The sequence below is a fragment of the Paenibacillus sp. V4I7 genome (assembly GCF_030817275.1).
Lineage (GTDB): Bacteria > Bacillota > Bacilli > Paenibacillales > NBRC-103111 > Paenibacillus_E.
The window spans coordinates 4,591,114-4,604,882 of sequence record NZ_JAUSZD010000002.1; the positions used below are offsets into that span (position 1 = coordinate 4,591,114).

Here is a 13,769-nt window from a genome sequence, read left to right on the forward strand (position 1 = left end):
ACTCCTTATGTGTATAATACATATAATGTATTATACACATAAAACTCGATATTGGAAATACACAAAATCAAACTTAAAATCTTTAACATCATAAACCTCCTAAAGAACTTGTTTCACTGGAATTTGAACAATGCAGCACCATGTTGGCGTATCAAACATTATATTAATGATATCAGTGATCAAACAAGAAAATCGAGCTCATTAAGCTCGATTTATCTTATTTATTGAAGACCTTCACCAGCGATCAAAAAATTGATTCTTAATTCTCGGCTATATGCTTTGCATCAACTCCAACGCCACCGATCAGTGCAGATCCTCTTCTGTATTGCCACGGTAATCCCAAAAAGTATAATCCTTTAACCTTTGAAACCCCCCTGCTGTGAATCGGCTTCCCTTTTCCGTTTAAAATGCCAGGGATCTGGATCCAACTATAATCCGAATGGAAACCCGTTGCCCATATCACATTTTCAACTTCCACTTTACTTCCGTCGTCAAATGATATTAATTTATGATGAGTTCCATTAGTTCTGGATTTGATTGTTACTTTTCCTTCTCTGATTAAGGTTTTAAGTTCAAGACCAAATATCGGATCACCCTGTTACTAATTAATTGACCTAGTTTACTATGAATATTAGCGCTCAATACACCCAGCTTATCAAACCACCAAAAGATACTTTTTCCCATAATATCGAGCGGAAAGAACTTCAGTTTATGCCCGATCGATAAATAAACATCTCGTTCTTGGTAGCGAATCCGTTAGGATCACCTTCAAGCGGAAGACCTGGCAAGGAACTGTAACATCTAGGCGTGAACAAGACTAAGGAATCATAGCGATTTCTCCAGACATCGCCAATGTTTTGTTCTTTACCGATGATGAGAAAAGATATGTTCTTTTCTTTTAGGAAATGCGCCGCGGCTAATCCTGCTTGACTAACACCAATAATTATGACGTCAATCTCAGTTTTCATTCATCACCTCTTCATTCATAATTCGTTTCACCCCTTAACTTTCACTAATCGCATACTATTCATAATTACAATTAAAGCTGCGCCTGTATCACTAATCACAGCAATCCATAGGGTAAGTAAATCAGGGAAAATCAAGATCAAAGCAATAGATTTAACGATGAGCGAAAACCCAATATTTTGTTTGATTATTCGTATTGTTTTACGGCTCAATTTAACAGTATGGGGTAGTTTTCCTAGATTGTCAGCCATCAACACGATGTCTGCGGTTTCCATAGCTGTGTCAGTTCCTGCTCCACCCATTGCAATACCTATATTGGCAGTTGCAAGCGCAGGAGCATCATTTATGCCATCTCCAACCATCGCTACAATGTTGCCTTCTTCTTGAAGTTCTTTAATGGCTTTTACTTTATCTTCGGGTAATAGCTCTGCAAAATATCGGTTTACCCCGGTTGCAGAAGCAATTTTTTTAGCGGTACCTTCATTGTCGCCTGTTAACATCACAACTTGGTTGATGTGGGCGGCTTGAAGTCCTTTAAGAGCTTTTACGGAAGTAGGACGAATAGCATCTGCAACGGCAATTAAACCGAATATCTTCTCTTTAGTTCCAATAATAACGATTGAATTTCCTTCTTGTTGAAGGGATAAGATTCGTGATTCTAGTTCTCCTAGAGAAGCGCTTAGTTCCTGGAACAATTTAAGGTTTCCTGCAAAGTATTCCTTATCTCCGATAATCGCGCCAACACCTTTACCTACGATGTTTCTGAACTTATCGCCTAGAAGGGTAGAGACGCCTTTATCTTTGGCGTACTGGGCTACTGCTTTTGCAATGGGATGTGTAGAGTATTCCTCTAATGTTCGGGCAATACGGAGCAACTCAATTTCACTCGATCCAGCTAATACAACTTGAGATACCTTTGGTTTTCCCTCCGTTAAAGTACCCGTTTTATCAAAAGCAATCGCTGAAATCCTTCCTGCTATTTCTAAGAAGGCTCCACCTTTGATAAGAACCCCGTTCTTGGCTGCATTTCCTATAGCTGAAACAATTGCCACTGGCGTTGAAATAACCAATGCACAAGGACATGCAACAACCAATAATTCTAATCCTTTATAGAACCACTCTCCCCATGTTCCAACACCAACAAGCGGGGGGAAAACCATCACGACGAGTGCAAGAATAAATACAATTGGCGTGTAAATACGAGCAAATTTATCTACAAAAGCTTCCGTAGGAGCCTTTTGTTCTTGCGCCTCTTCGACCAAGTGAATGATTTTGGAGATGGTCGTATCTTCAACCAACTTGGTTACTTTAATCTCTAATGATCCGTGTTCGTTAATTGTACCTGCGTATACACCATCACCAACATGCTTATCAACAGGAATGGATTCTCCTGTAATTGGCGCTTGATTTACACTCGATTCTCCGCTAATTATTAGTCCGTCCAACGGGATTTTATCGCCTGGTTTAACAACAATGACATCACCAACAGAAATCTCCTCTACGGACTTTCTGACAAGTTCCTGACCATTTTTCACGAATGCTTCGGGAGGTGCTAGGTCAATTAAGCTTCGAATCGAATTTCGAGTCTTTTCAATGGACTTCGATTGAAGAACATTTCCTAGTGCAAACAACCAAACTACCAAAGCGCCTTCTAACCACTCACCAATTGCCGAGGCACCAAGCACAGCTGCAGTCATTAATACATTCATATCCAATGAAAGGCTTTTCACAGCATAATAGGCGCTTCTAGCCGGTTTATAGCCACCTATTATAATCGATACTGCGTAAAGCAGAGTAGTAAAGCTTGGTGAAACATTCGCGTAGGAGCCAAGAAAACCAAAAATAAGTAGAACTCCTGATAAACTTATAAGGTTTGTACCTGAATTGTCTGTTTTGACCTCAGCACTTTTCCTCTTGTTCGAAACTAGCGTAGCTTTATAGCCGGATTTGGATACTTCTTTGATGATTTCTTCGACTGAACTGTCGTGTTCAGCAGTCATTTTTCCAGTTGAGAAATTGACACTTACCCTCTTGACCGAGAGAAGGGTTTTCATATGATTTTCTAAGGTTACTGCACAGGAAGTGCAATCCATCCCGCCGATCAGAAAATCTGATTTTTGACCAGATTGGCCTGCAGTATTTTGTACTTGTGGAGTTTCAGATACTTTACAACAATCATCCTCACAACCGGCATTTGTATTTGAACTGGCACTTACATCCAGCAAGATTAGGTTTTTTTTGAATTTCGGTTCTTTGTCCGACATCTCAATCCCCCCGTTTTAGTAAAGGTCTGTATCACATTTGGTAACACCATCATGGACTAGGGATAGTACCGTATCGAACATATGTAACATTTCCTTAATCTTCTCATTGCTTAAACTGTAATACACATATTTCCCTTCTTGCCTTCCAACAATAATCCCGCAGCCCTTCAAACACGCGAGGTGTTGGGAAATGTTCGATTGATTCCCTTGAATTTCATCAACGATTTGAGATACAGGTTTTTCTTTATCTTTAATACATGCCAGTATTTGAAGACGTGTCTTATCGCTAAAGCCGCGAATGAACTTGGCTTTAACATCTAATTGCTCTAATGGAATTTGATTCATTGAGACTACCTCCCCACGAATTAATATTCACTAATATATGTGTCAAATTAAAAACCCCAACATTTGTGATGGAGCTTTGGTTTTATGGACTGCACAGCAATTTGCATGCAAACTCCGCAGCGGGTACCATGGTCATCCCATATAACTGATTTCAAAACAAATTATTTACTTAGTGATAATACTCCAATTACATATGCACCGTACAATTGAAATATCTTATAGTGGCGGAGGCATTGAACTATGACATCCAAAGTAGTGCTTTCATTGGTCTGTTTTTTATTCCTATCTGCTATTGATGTCGCTGCAACAGAGAGTCATGTTGTTGGTCCTTACTCACCAGAATTATACGATTCCACGGAACAATTTGAATATGAATTTGAGTGGTTAAATGGTACGATCATAGCCAACCCCTACGGTACAAGTAAATAATCTATTAGACCTTCGTGCTTTTCTTATAGGAACAAAAAAGGAAGCAGCCGATATCAAACAGATCCTTTATCAGGTCTGTCATTGAGAATCAGGTGCTTCCTTTTCAATTTATTAGGACAGTTACACTATCCGGCTATCATGAACTATACATTCAAATCGTTGCGTTTCCCTGTAACCATATAAATGACGCCCTCGCCGATATTCGTGCAATGATCGCCGACGCGTTCCAAGAATAGAGCTGCATTCATTAGTTGGGTTATTTGGCGGTTTTTCATGAAATCACCATCCAATAACCGGGTTAGCTCATCTACAATACTACTATATAGCTTATCTACTTCATCATCCTTCTCAGCCAAAGCCGCCGCGCGATGGATGTTACGTTCTGTATAGGATAGAAGGCTTTCTTGGAGCATAATTTTTGTAAGTTCTGCCATCCTAGGAATATCTACGAGTGGCTTTAATAATTCTTCACCGTTCATGCGGATACATATCTTGGCGATGTCAACCGCATGATCGGCGATGCGCTCCAGGTCCGTAGCGATTTTGAGCGCCGTGCTAATGATTCTGAGATCACCTGCCATAGGTTGTTGAAGGGCAATCAATCGGAGAGAACTCTCTTCGATACGTATCAACATCTCGTCAACGAGATCATCCTGCTCAATTGTTTTTTTCGCTAGTTCGTCATCCATCTTTGCGAGTGCTTCAACAGCCTGATGGATTAAATACTCTACTTGGCTCCCCATGTTAAGCAGGTCTTTCTGTAAAGATACTAACGATTGATGATAACTAATTCGATTATCCAAAATGAAGCTCCCCTTTTCCTGATTCTCGCTAACTTAATTATCCGAAACGACCTGTAATATAATCTTCCGTTCTTTGATCGGATGGCGTAGTGAAAATTTTATCTGTTACATTGGTTTCGATGACCTCACCATTTAAGAAGAACGAGGTATCGTCCGAAATACGTGCAGCTTGCTGCATATTATGAGTTACGATAATAATCGTATATTTATCTTTAAGTTCTCTAATTAGTTCCTCGATCTTTAACGTTGAGATTGGATCCAAAGCTGAGGTTGGTTCATCCATTAGTAGAATTTGTGGATTTACAGCTAGCGCTCGGGCAATACAAAGGCGCTGCTGTTGGCCTCCCGACAGGCCATATGCTGATTTTTTCAGGTTATCACTCACTTCTGTCCAAAGGGCAGAGGCTTTTAAGCTGCTTTCCACAATATGATCTAATTGCGCTTTATCCGTTATTCCGTGAATACGCGGGCCATAAGCAATGTTATCATAGATGGATTTGGGAAAAGGGTTTGGCTGCTGGAATACCATGCCAATATTTTTGCGAAGAAGCTCTACATTGACGTCTGGATGGTAAATTTGTTCACCCGCAATTTGGACATCGCCTTCAATCCTGATGCCTTTGATCATATCATTCATCCGGTTTAAAGTACGCAATAAAGTGGACTTCCCACAGCCCGAGGGACCAATAAAAGCTGTAACCGAATTTTTGTTAATTTGCATACCGACATTTTTTAAAGCATGAAACTCGGAATAATATAAATTCAGTTTATCGATGTTAACAATAGACATATGGTAATCCCCCTGATCCTATTCTAAAACTTTCGTTGATACTTATTTCGCAAATAAATGGCGAAAGCATTCATGCTTAGCAGCATGATTAGCAAAATAATAATACCCGCGGCGGCAAGATATGCAAATTCAGCTTGCGGTTGACTTGCCCAGTTGTAAATTTGAATGGGCATTACAGTAAAGGTATCCATAGGAGATTTAGGTAAAAATGCCACGTAGGATACAGCGCCAATAACAATAAGCGGTGCTGTTTCACCGATTGCTCTGGACAAAGACAGAATAGATCCGGTCATAATACCTGGAATGGCAGACGGCAAGACAACACGAACGATGGTTTGCCACCGGTTAGAGCCAAGTGCGAAAGAAGCATTTCTTAACGATTGCGGAACTGTTTTGATCGCTTCTTGGGAAGATACAATAATAATCGGGAGAACCAACAATGTCATCGTTAGAGCACCTGATAGTACGCTTCGCTCTAAGGCAAGCAACCGTACAAAAACAGTTAGTCCAAGTAAACCGTAAACAATGGATGGAACACCAGCAAGATTAGCAATATTCGTTTGAATAAATCGGCTAAACCTTGTGTCTTTTGCGTATTCTTCCAAATAGATAGCCGTGGATACACCGATGATAAACGTCAACGGAGCCGTAATGAGCATTAACCACAATGTTCCTACTAAGGCTGCTTTTATGCCCGAATTTTCAGGAATGCGAGAAGCGAAATTGGTAAGAAAGCCCCAACTTAGCCAGCTACCACCTTGAACAACGACTTGTATTAATAATAAAGCTAGAGCTATAACTCCAAAACAGGTTGAGATGTAAAACAGGGAATGATAGACTTTATTCTTTCTTTTCCGTTTCGTGATATGCTGCAGTTCTTCCGTTGTTGCCATCAATATTCCTCCCTGAACTTTCTAGAGATATAACCAGCTAGAATATTCATAACAAGGGTCATAACGAAAAGTGTTATACCTACGGCATATATCGTCAGATATTCAATAGAACCGTAACGTGTATCTCCCGAACTTACGGACACAATATATGCAGTTAATGTTTGTATACTTTCTAGTGGATTAAAGGACAAATGAGCCAAGTTACCAGCTGCCAAGGTCACAATCATAGTTTCCCCTATAGCACGTGACAATCCCAAAACGAAAGATGCTATAATCCCAGATAATGCAGCTGGGGCAACAATTTTGATCGCTACTTCTAGCTTGGTCGAACCAAGTGCATAGGCACCATTGCGTAATGAGGCAGGAACGGCAACCATAGCGTCTTCACTCATAGAAGATATGATAGGTATGATCATAATACCAACAACAATACCTGCACTTAATGCGTTAAAGATTTCAGTTTGCGGAATGATAAATTTAAGTACTGGTGTAACAAATGTTAAAGCGAAGAATCCATAAACAATCGTCGGAATTCCCGCAAGAATTTCAAGAATAGGTTTAACGACATTTCTAACCTTGGGTTGAGCATACTCACTTAAATAAATAGCGCTTCCTAATCCGATCGGGATAGCTACAATGCTTGCAATAACAGTTACAAGTAAAGTGCCTGTGATTAGCGGAAGCACGCCAAATTCTGGGTCACTAAACAAAGGTGTCCATTTGGTTCCACTTATAAAATCCCATATTGGAATTTCTCTAAAAAATCCAATGGATTCAAACACCAAGACAAACACAATGCCAACCGTTGTTAAAACAGAAATCCCTGCGAAAAATGCTAATATTTTCGGTATCAGCACGTCAGATGAGAGCATCTTTTTTTTCATTTTAAAACTTGTTATCTTATTTTGTTCTTGATGATCCAATGTTGAGTTGATATTCGTTTTCGTTTTAGTTTTCATCACATGTTCCATTCCCATTAGCATTTCCCCCACTTATTGCATTTAATATCATGAAAACCGTGACATTCCATAGGGCTTGCGCTCTAATGGATGCCACGGCTTTTCTTACATGTATTGGGTGGATGGTTAGATTATTTCAGAAGATCCAAGTTTTTATTCATGGTATCTTGTGGAAGTTTGATGTATTTAACAGCTTCAACCAGTTTTGCACCATCAGCGCTGTTATAATACTTCAATAATTCTTTAATATGCGGTTGTTCCATAGATTTTTTCGTCGGATATATATAAATGTAACGAGCAAGCGGAACATAAGTCATTTTTTCGATTGATTCATGTGAAGGCAAGACAGCAGGAGCATTCGCATCTTTTTTGATGGCAACTGCATTTAATTTTGCTTCATTTTCTTTGTAGTAGGAATAACCGAAGTAACCCATTGCAAATTCATCACCAGAAACACCTTTTACAAGTACATTATCATCTTCAGATGGTGTGTAGTCGCTGCGGGATTCTTTTGCTTTCCCGTTAATTGCTTCCGTAAAGAATTCGAAAGTACCTGATGCCGTTCCTGGACCATACAACTTGATTTCTTTGTCTGGGAATTCAGGGCGAATTTGGTTCCATTTTTTTACTGTGCTATCTTTGGACCATATTTTTTTAAGTTCATCAACTGTTAATTCTTTAGCAAAAGTATTCTTTTTATTAACAACGACAGTAATACCGTCAAGAGCTACTGGCATTTCGATAGCTTCTGTACTTAGCTTTGTTTTTAATTCATCAAGTTCTTCTTTTTTGAATTTACGGGACATGTCAGCAATGTCAATCTCACCAGCGATTAATTTCTTCGCGCCGTTCCCAGACCCAGACTCAGCGACAGTAATTTTAACATCTTTATTTTTTTTCATAAATTCCTCGGCAACCGCTTGGGAAATTGGGAATACCGTGGAAGAACCATCAATCTTGATGTCACCTTTTAAACCAGCAGGAGCCGGAGCAGTTGTTGCAGTAGTGCCTGTAGTTGGTGCTGCACCTTGATTTTGATCGGGTGCTGCTTTACCGCACGCAGATAATGATAAAGCTAAAACAACGGACGTTATTGCGATTGTACTCTTACGCGAAAAAACCTTAAACAATTCAACCACTCCCTAATATTTTCTTTTTTCAACTCTACTACTTCATAATACCCTGCAATTGTTTTCTTTATTTAATACATTTGTAAACGGAGTGTAAAATATCTGAAATTCGAGTTTATTTTCATAGAGTTCGAGATTCCCTCTTTATTCGACAATAATTTACATCAAATTAACATACTAACGATATTGAATTAATCCTCTACTAGTACAATTGAACTATTACATAGACATACCTATATATAGGAGGAAACTTATGAAGAGATTAATTCATTTCAAGAACAGGATAACATTTACTATGAAAGCCAAATTAATTGTAAGCTTTTCTTTATTATTTATTATTTTCACAGCTGTATCTATTTTTAATTTAACTCAAATGAATCAGATTAAGCGGCAGTTTTCTTTTCAAAATATACAGTCAGATAAACAATTGCTTTCTTTAAATCTCAAAATAAAGGTAAATGAATTGGATGCTTTGAAATCCGCGATGATAATTTCAAAGAATACGGAACTTGTTAGTCCATTCAAACAAAAATCAGAAGAGTTTTATACATTGGTAGCTCAGATTTTAGCTACCGCCTCCAATTCCGACGAACGAAATTGGAGCGCCCGTCTAACGAATACTTCAAAGGAATATACAGTTACATTTGATACCGCGCTTTCCGTTGTTGAGAATAAAAGTCTATCCACTCAGGATATTGCTAAGCAATTAGAAGCTATACATACCTCTTCACAAGTACATAAGGAATATATATTTGAACTCGTCGACAAGTTTAGTCAAGCATATATAGATGATGCGGCAAATGCAGTAATTAGCTCAGGCAAGCTTCTAGATAACACCGTTAAAGTGGCACTTATTACTTTGTTCCTTGTTTTACTCTTTACCCTTTTCATATCATTTGTACTTATTCGATCCTTCATGAAACCAATTCAGCGTTTGCAAAACGCAGTAAAACAGATAGCAAGCGGGGATTTGCGCAATAAGATTAACAGCAAGGCGAAAGACGAACTCGGTCTTCTTAGTCAAAACTTTGACCATATGATTGATGGAGTACGCAATATGCTGCAACATACACAAACGATTGCCTCCTCTATGTCTCATCACTCTCAAACGTTTCGAGAGTTTTCAGGAGCGACAGCTACAGCCAATCAAGACATCATTCGATCGATTCAAGAGATTTCTACTGGAGCGGAGAAGCAGGCAGACTATTCGGACAAGAGCAGCGCTATTCTAACTGAGTTGTCCAAAGAAATACGTCAAATATCCGATTCTACAAACATGATGCTCCACACTAGTCGGGAAGCTGCTTATAATACTCATCTCGGCTCGAAGTCGATGGAAGCTTTGAAATCTGCGGTGGTTCACTCCGAGGAAATCCTTCACCAGGTCTACATGGCGATGGAAAATCTATCAAATAGCTCTGCGCAAATTCGTAAAATCGTAGGAAGCATCACCGAAATATCCACCCAAACCAACGTGTTAGCCTTGAATGCCGCGATAGAAGCAGCAAGAGCGGGTGAGCATGGTCGCGGCTTTTCCGTCATTGCTGAGGAAGTTCGGGTGTTATCTGTGCAAACGAATAATTCTTCCAAGGGAATTGATCAAATCGTTCAATCGCTGCTTTCGCAAATGTCAGGGCTTGAATCGTCATTAGCTGCGGCTAAACTCTCCTTTGGTGAGCAAAACCAAAAGATGAATGATAGCTTAGGGGCCTTCAATGAAATTCGTGAATCCATGGACGGTCTTTCGAATCAAATCGATCAGGCACACGTATTGATTGAGCAAGCGGAAGAGAAAAACGCCACACTAGTTGAATCGATTCAGCAAGTAGCTGGCATTGCTCAAGAAACTGCAGCAGGCGTTGAAGAAGTCAATTCCTCATCAACTCAACAAGATATAGCCATTCAACATATCGCAACGCAGTCGGACGATATCTTAGGGCTTGTCTTACAACTGTCTGAAGAAATCAGCAAGTTTAAAATCTCAAATGAAGACGATCAATAGAACAAGTTCCTTCTAATTTCTCGAAAAAGTGCATCCATTTGCAAATTCGTACGTCTCTATAATAAAAACAATGCTGGGGGAAGAGTATGAACACCGAAGAAGTATGGAGATCATTTTATAGTCCTTTGCGGAATTTCATTATTAAACGGGTAAAAAGTGAGCAAGATGCTGATGACATTCTACAGAATGTTTTTATCAAAATAGACGCTAATCTAGATACTCTAAAGGACGATCAGAAGCTGCAATCTTGGATATATCAAATTACTCGAAATAGCATTATTGATTATTACAGAAGAGAACAATTCCAACTGAAGGCTGAATTACCAACAGATTTACCTTTAGAGGAAACTGAGGATCTCAATGAGGCTATTAAGGAAATAGCCTCTTGTATCAGACCCATGATCGGGCAGCTCTCCAATAATTATCAGCACGCTCTTGAACTAACCGAATTAGGGGACTACACTCAAAAACAACTAAGTGAGCAACTGGGTATTTCTTTTTCTGGAGCAAAATCTAGAGTACAGCGCGGCAGGGAGAAGCTAAAAGAGCTCTTGCTTAATTGTTGTAATTTTGAATTTGACCGGTTAGGCAATATCATTGATTACACTTCTCGAAATAATAACAAAACTAAATGCAGCGCATCGGATTGTTGTTAATAAGATAAAAACGAATTGCGTCCTTACGTATTATCGTGCGTCTACAGATATGTAACACACACTTTAATCATTAGGGAGGAAAAGAATATGAGCAAACAAAATAATAAGGACGAACAAGGAAATTTAAGAAATGAAAGCTGTTGTGGGGGACCTGCACCGATTGAGACAAATGCGTGTTGTTCAGAAGATGCGAATGCGAAGGCTGCTGGGCAGGATGGTTGTGGTTGTAATTCGAATTCAGTTACAACTAAGACTGCTTTAAATTCCTGCTGCTAGTACAATCTAAATTAACAAAATAACGCCAGTGTAACGGATATCCCGCTGCACTGGCGTTTTTTTATTACGTCATTATTCCTCTATGATTAATGCCGAATCGGCAAGTAAATAATAGGTTTCTTGGTCCGTTCCGAATACGATAACTCGCCATTCACTGTCATAATCCATATCATTTACTTCTGAATGGTGCAGCGATGTACGTTGCCCGTTCTCTTGCTGATTACGTGATATTTCATCGCGTATGCCTCCCTGTTTCATCTAACAACGATTATACATCAAAGCTATTTCGCAAAGAGTCGGGAATTAATGGATTTGGCATTACAAGTCACAATAGGCGGCGACGTTAAAACTTTCCGATCCGACTTGGCTGCGTGTATGATAGTCTATTGTTCTCCGGTAGCATAAAGGGGCATTTGTTTGGTAAAATGAACGTTACGAGCAAGAACGTTTTTTGAAAAGTTAACTGGGTCTAATAGGAACTATTTTATACCAACATTTATAGATAAACTTTTAAATGGGTTGAAGTTTTGGGAATAATAATGGACGAGGAGTGGTTTCTACGATGTACGAACTAAAAACAAAAGAAACGGACAGCAGTGTCCTTGAGTTTATTGAAAATGTCGAAAGCGTTAAGAAGCGTGAAGACGCATATAAATTATTAGATATTTTTACTGAAACGACAGGTTATGAAGCGAAGATGTGGGGACCTAGTATTATTGGATTTGGCTCCTATCATTATAAATATGAATCCGGTCACGAGGGCGATGCACCGCTAGTTGGTTTTTCACCTAGAAAAGCCAAAATAAGTTTATATTTTGCGACAGGTGACACCAAACGAGAGGAGTTATTAAAGGACTTTGGCATACATACGGCAGGAAAAGCGTGTGTATATATCAATAAAGTAGCAGATATCGATGTTGAGGTATTAAGGGCCTTAATAAACCAATCTATCCTATTTTTGAAAGAGTTTTATCCGAATTAATAACCTCAGACTTAGCTCTTTTACCATTTTCACAACTTCAATTTCATAATTTAGATGTTTATAGAAATTCACGGCACGATCGTTCTTGATAAAAACATTCAGGATTAACTGTCGGTAGCCTTTTTGGCTTGACCACTCTTCTGCTTTGGTCATTAGTGCCTTGCCGACCCCTTTGCCTTCACCTTGTGGAGAAACTGCAATCGCCACTATATAACCTTGTTCTATACCGCTTAAATTATCTTTATGTGGCTTTACTTCCAAAAAACCGAGCAGCTCCCCCGTTTCTTCTTCCGCCACAAAAATTTCTGTACCAGGAGTACCTCTTAATATTAAAATTATGGTTTGCATGTTCAAACCTTAACGTCATATGCCGTTCGTGTGTTCGAAAAGGACTTCATCGATAGCGCGTCGGGATATTGCAGCGAGTACGGGGTTCGTATCTAAGTAGTATGCGAAGGCGATCAGCCCGAAGGACAGTGCCCAGCCGCGACCTCGAGCCCAGGTCGCGTCATCAACCGTTAGCGCTGCGCGGAATAAATCACGGTTTTCGGCGGAGAGGAGAGTCCACGCGACCATTAAGTCGCATGCAGGATCGCCTACGCCCAGAGTACCGAAGTCTATGACGGCGGTTAACCGGCCCTGTTCAACCAGTAGGTTTCCCGGATGGAGGTCTCCGTGGAGCCAGACTGCCTTACCCTGCCACACTGGTGCCTGGAGGGCTGCTTCCCACGCAGCGGTTGCCACGTCCGTATCTAGCATGTTGTTCAAGGTTGCGATTGCGTTCCGGACAGATGCATCTCGCATAGCCAATGGCACGCCTCTGCCAGAGTTGTGCGGTCCTGGGGCTGGCCCCCCAGCGGGATCGATCCGCTGCAAAGCGGCTACGAATTGACCCAATGCGGTCGCTGCTTGGTGCGGATTGTCGATTCGCCCGATGGTTGCGTTCTCTCCTTCGAGCCACCGATACACGGACCAGCGACAAGGGTAGCCCTCGGCGGGCATCCCCATCGCGAGCGGGGTAGGAATCGAAAGCGGTGTTAGCGGGGCAAGTTTCGGTAGCCAACGGTGCTCCTTCTCCACCTGCGCAATTGCCCATTCGACGCGGGGTAATCGTACGGTCATATCCTCGCCGAGCCGATAGATCGTGTTGTCCGTCCCGGCTGATTCGACCGGCTGGATGCGATGGTCTGCCCATTGCGGAAATTGTGCAGCGATCAACCGCTTCACGAGAGCTAAGTCGATCACTATCTCATTCGCTTGGCTCATTTGAATAC

Annotated in this window: 15 protein-coding genes and 1 pseudogene; 5 read left to right on the forward strand and 11 right to left on the reverse strand. The window is 40.5% G+C overall.

All coding sequences use genetic code 11. From position 1 onward, the window contains the following. Window positions 1-259: 259 nt before the first annotated feature. The 4 genes and pseudogenes from QFZ80_RS22105 to QFZ80_RS39125 form a co-directional block, all read right to left on the reverse strand. Window positions 260-968: pseudogene (locus QFZ80_RS22105) on the reverse strand (NAD(P)/FAD-dependent oxidoreductase). Window positions 969-995: 27 nt separating this feature from the next. Next, entirely contained in the window at window positions 996-3,230 is a 2,235-nt protein-coding gene (locus QFZ80_RS22110; RefSeq protein ID WP_307561015.1) for a heavy metal translocating P-type ATPase, read from the reverse strand. Window positions 3,231-3,245: 15 nt separating this feature from the next. Further along, window positions 3,246-3,575 (reverse strand): ArsR/SmtB family transcription factor, encoded by a 330-nt coding sequence (locus tag QFZ80_RS22115; protein ID WP_307554107.1) that lies wholly within the window; start codon window positions 3,573-3,575, stop codon window positions 3,246-3,248. A 47-nt stretch (window positions 3,576-3,622) separates the two neighbouring features. Then, entirely contained in the window at window positions 3,623-3,730 is a 108-nt protein-coding gene (locus tag QFZ80_RS39125) for a PCYCGC motif-containing (lipo)protein (protein WP_373460136.1), read from the reverse strand. An 85-nt stretch (window positions 3,731-3,815) separates the two neighbouring features. Here QFZ80_RS39125 and QFZ80_RS22120 point away from each other — a divergent pair, with 85 nt between their 5' ends. Then, window positions 3,816-4,004: a hypothetical protein gene (locus QFZ80_RS22120; RefSeq protein WP_307561017.1), complete on the forward strand. Its 189-nt coding sequence runs from the start codon at window positions 3,816-3,818 to the stop codon at window positions 4,002-4,004. A 143-nt stretch (window positions 4,005-4,147) separates the two neighbouring features. Here the strand turns inward: QFZ80_RS22120 and phoU are convergent, their stop codons facing one another. From phoU to QFZ80_RS22145, 5 genes are all read right to left on the reverse strand, one after another. Beyond that, window positions 4,148-4,807 (reverse strand): phosphate signaling complex protein PhoU, encoded by a 660-nt coding sequence (phoU, locus tag QFZ80_RS22125; RefSeq protein ID WP_307554101.1) that lies wholly within the window; start codon window positions 4,805-4,807, stop codon window positions 4,148-4,150. 37 nt (window positions 4,808-4,844) lie between these two features. Then, window positions 4,845-5,597 (reverse strand): phosphate ABC transporter ATP-binding protein PstB, encoded by a 753-nt coding sequence (pstB, locus tag QFZ80_RS22130; RefSeq protein ID WP_307561019.1) that lies wholly within the window; start codon window positions 5,595-5,597, stop codon window positions 4,845-4,847. A 23-nt stretch (window positions 5,598-5,620) separates the two neighbouring features. After that, the gene (gene pstA, locus QFZ80_RS22135) at window positions 5,621-6,490 is read right to left on the reverse strand and encodes a phosphate ABC transporter permease PstA (RefSeq protein ID WP_307554098.1); all 870 of its coding nucleotides are present in this window, start codon (window positions 6,488-6,490) and stop codon (window positions 5,621-5,623) included. Beyond that, window positions 6,490-7,374 (reverse strand): phosphate ABC transporter permease subunit PstC, encoded by an 885-nt coding sequence (pstC, locus tag QFZ80_RS22140; protein WP_307564188.1) that lies wholly within the window; start codon window positions 7,372-7,374, stop codon window positions 6,490-6,492. Before pstC ends, pstA begins: the two co-directional genes overlap by 1 nt. 206 nt (window positions 7,375-7,580) lie before the next feature. After that, window positions 7,581-8,579 (reverse strand): PstS family phosphate ABC transporter substrate-binding protein, encoded by a 999-nt coding sequence (locus tag QFZ80_RS22145; protein WP_307561021.1) that lies wholly within the window; start codon window positions 8,577-8,579, stop codon window positions 7,581-7,583. Window positions 8,580-8,832: 253 nt separating this feature from the next. On the opposite strand from QFZ80_RS22145, the gene QFZ80_RS22150 reads away from it, so the two are divergent. From QFZ80_RS22150 to QFZ80_RS22165, 4 genes are all read left to right on the forward strand, one after another. Next, complete coding sequence (locus QFZ80_RS22150) at window positions 8,833-10,581, forward strand: methyl-accepting chemotaxis protein (protein WP_307561023.1); 1,749 nt, start codon at window positions 8,833-8,835, stop codon at window positions 10,579-10,581. Between the two features lie 86 nt (window positions 10,582-10,667). After that, complete coding sequence (sigZ, locus tag QFZ80_RS22155; protein WP_307561025.1) at window positions 10,668-11,237, forward strand: RNA polymerase sigma factor SigZ; 570 nt, start codon at window positions 10,668-10,670, stop codon at window positions 11,235-11,237. 87 nt (window positions 11,238-11,324) lie between these two features. Further along, window positions 11,325-11,513, forward strand: a complete 189-nt coding sequence (locus QFZ80_RS22160) for a hypothetical protein (RefSeq protein WP_307554090.1) — start codon at window positions 11,325-11,327, stop codon at window positions 11,511-11,513. Window positions 11,514-12,075: 562 nt separating this feature from the next. Further along, window positions 12,076-12,495 (forward strand): DUF1801 domain-containing protein, encoded by a 420-nt coding sequence (locus QFZ80_RS22165; protein ID WP_307554087.1) that lies wholly within the window; start codon window positions 12,076-12,078, stop codon window positions 12,493-12,495. Here the strand turns inward: QFZ80_RS22165 and QFZ80_RS22170 are convergent. After that, window positions 12,466-12,843, reverse strand: a complete 378-nt coding sequence (locus tag QFZ80_RS22170) for a GNAT family N-acetyltransferase (protein WP_307561027.1) — start codon at window positions 12,841-12,843, stop codon at window positions 12,466-12,468. The genes QFZ80_RS22165 and QFZ80_RS22170 overlap by 30 nt on opposite strands. Window positions 12,844-12,858: 15 nt before the next feature. Next, the gene (locus tag QFZ80_RS22175; RefSeq protein WP_307561030.1) at window positions 12,859-13,761 is read right to left on the reverse strand and encodes an aminoglycoside phosphotransferase family protein; all 903 of its coding nucleotides are present in this window, start codon (window positions 13,759-13,761) and stop codon (window positions 12,859-12,861) included. Between the last annotated feature and the right edge of the window lie 8 nt (window positions 13,762-13,769).